Source organism: Microcystis sp. LE19-41.2A, from assembly GCF_027530405.1.
GTDB lineage: Bacteria > Cyanobacteriota > Cyanobacteriia > Cyanobacteriales > Microcystaceae > Microcystis > Microcystis aeruginosa.
This window is the reverse complement of sequence record NZ_JAPZQJ010000131.1, coordinates 1-2109: the sequence shown is the minus strand read 5'-3', so window position 1 is coordinate 2109 and position 2109 is coordinate 1. Positions and strand designations below refer to the sequence as shown.

General features: G+C 45.8%; 2 protein-coding genes. One reads left to right on the top strand and one right to left on the bottom strand.

What is annotated here, in order from left to right; genetic code table 11:
• Positions 1 to 352: 352 nt before the first annotated feature.
• Positions 353 to 1051: a single stranded DNA-binding domain-containing protein gene (locus O9290_RS05705; RefSeq protein ID WP_288055273.1), complete on the bottom strand. Its 699-nt coding sequence runs from the start codon at positions 1049 to 1051 to the stop codon at positions 353 to 355.
• An 89-nt stretch (positions 1052 to 1140) separates the two neighbouring features.
• Here O9290_RS05705 and folD point away from each other — a divergent pair, with 89 nt between their 5' ends.
• A complete protein-coding gene (folD, locus tag O9290_RS05700) occupies positions 1141 to 1998 on the top strand; it encodes a bifunctional methylenetetrahydrofolate dehydrogenase/methenyltetrahydrofolate cyclohydrolase FolD (protein WP_288055270.1) in 858 nt (285 codons plus the stop codon).
• Positions 1999 to 2109: the final 111 nt, after the last annotated feature.

Below are 2109 nucleotides of genomic sequence, written 5' to 3'. Positions count from 1 at the left end.
TCTGTTAACTTTTGTTTCGAGCCTGTCAGCCTTTTGGCTCGTGGGTGTTGACGATGGTTAATTCGTATCTTCGCCCCAGGGCTATCCATAGGTTCTGGCTCAACGGGTTTCTGATTTAGGCTATCAGATACCGCTTTTTTTTTCCTCGCTCACTACCTCAGATGTACCAAGTCTAAAGCAGCAGGAAATGCCGTCACTCTAGGCATCTAGAGGACAGGACTAAGGTTATTACTAACCCGCACCTGTATGGTTATAAAGTTATCAAGGTACTACATTTACCAAGCGGCTAATCCTCTAAACGTCTTACTGTCTAGTTTCTAGCCAACGAATCGCACCACACCCCACACCCTAGCTATTTCTCGTTTTGTTTATGGGGTAAAAAGAAAGCATCGAGGGGATCTTGGACGGGTTTAATCACTGTGGGGGGTTTGGGGGGAATCGCTTCCGCGACGGGTTGCACGGGTGGATTGGGTTTAACGGGGGTAACGACGGGAGTTTCTGGGGGTTTTGTTGCGGTTGCGCTGGGAATTGTCACCTGTCGGGGATTTTCCAGGGGTTTAGTGGAGACCGGGGGAGAATTATTTTCTGGGGGTTTAACTTCTGAGGTGGGGGAAGGTTTAATTTCTGGGGACGGAGAAGGAGTGGGAACCGAATTAACTGCTACTGCATCCATCTGTTCTAATTCCACCACATACAATTCGTTAACGGTTTGGGAACCCTGGGGAATAGCTTCAAAGTCAATTTTGCCCTTAATGACGATTTCTTCGCCTTGACGGGGTAATTTATTGCTATTGGTGCGAATCCAAATCTTACCAGACTTATCCTGCAAAAGATAGGCTCCTCCCGCTAAAAAAGGGGCATAATTGCTCACGGTTCCCCTAAGATAAACTAAAGTGCCTTTTGGTTTTTCCTGTAATTGCTCGATCGCTGTTAGGGGAGGATCACCGATGTAGGGAACGGCAATACCGAGGTCAGCAAGGGTACTACAACCGAATAACCCTAGCAATAATAATAAACTGCTGATGCGCCCTACACGAGTCTGGATAGACATTCTTGCTTTAACCTTAACGAGTGCCATTAGCCAATCTTTTTGACCATAGAATAGATCCGAAAGATTTTTGTTCTCGGTATTATCATAGAATGTCCGTAACTACTTGCCAAATTCTCGACGGGAAAGCCTTAGCTCAAAAAATCCAACTTGGTCTAGGAGAGCGCATCCAGACGCTAAAATCTCCAATGGGACGACCTCCGGGGTTAGCGGTGTTGATGGTGGGGGATAATCCCGCTAGTGCCGTTTATGTCCGCAATAAGGAGAAAGCTTGTACTAAAATCGGTATGGCCTCTTTTGGTCGTCATTTTTCCACCGATACAAGTGAACTAGAAATTTTAGCGGAAATTGTCCGTCTCAATCAAGATGAGCGGGTGGACGGGATTTTAATTCAATTACCCTTACCTAAGCATTTAGATGCGGTTTCCCTTCTCTACCAAATTGACCCGAAAAAAGATGCTGATGGTTTACATCCTCTCAATTTAGGCGGTTTAGTGCGGGGTGATGACTGTATCCGCAGTTGTACTCCTGCGGGGGTCATGGCACTGCTGAAAGAATATAATATTCCCATAGCCGGTAAGCACGCGGTGGTGGTGGGTCGCAGTATTCTAGTGGGGAAACCTTTAGCTTTAATGTTATTGGAGGAAAACGCTACGGTAACTATTGCTCACTCGCGCACGGAAAATCTGGCAGAAATAACCAGAAGTGCCGATATTTTAGTACCTGCTGTCGGTAAAGCCAATTTAATCACTAAAGATATGGTAAAACCGGGTGCGGTAGTGGTGGATGTGGGTATTAATCGCGTCGCTGACCGTTTGGTGGGCGATGTGGACTATGCTGGGGTTTTAGAAGTGGCTAGTTATCTTACTCCTGTCCCCGGGGGTGTCGGTCCGATGACGGTGGCAATGTTATTACAAAATACATTGTTAAGTTACGAACGCAAGTTATAAATCCGCAGCTACCAGCTATCAGCTATTCAGTAATTCTACCGATACAATTTTGTCAATCTAGCAAGTTGGGATTTTTACGGGGAAACTCTCTTTTAAAATTGGGCTTTACTT

Coding starts and splice junctions, on each gene's coding strand:
- O9290_RS05705 (WP_288055273.1), bottom strand. CDS start 1,051: ATGTCTATCCAGACTCGTGTAGGGCGCATCAGCAGTTTATTATTATTG.
- folD (WP_288055270.1), top strand. CDS start 1,141: ATGTCCGTAACTACTTGCCAAATTCTCGACGGGAAAGCCTTAGCTCAA.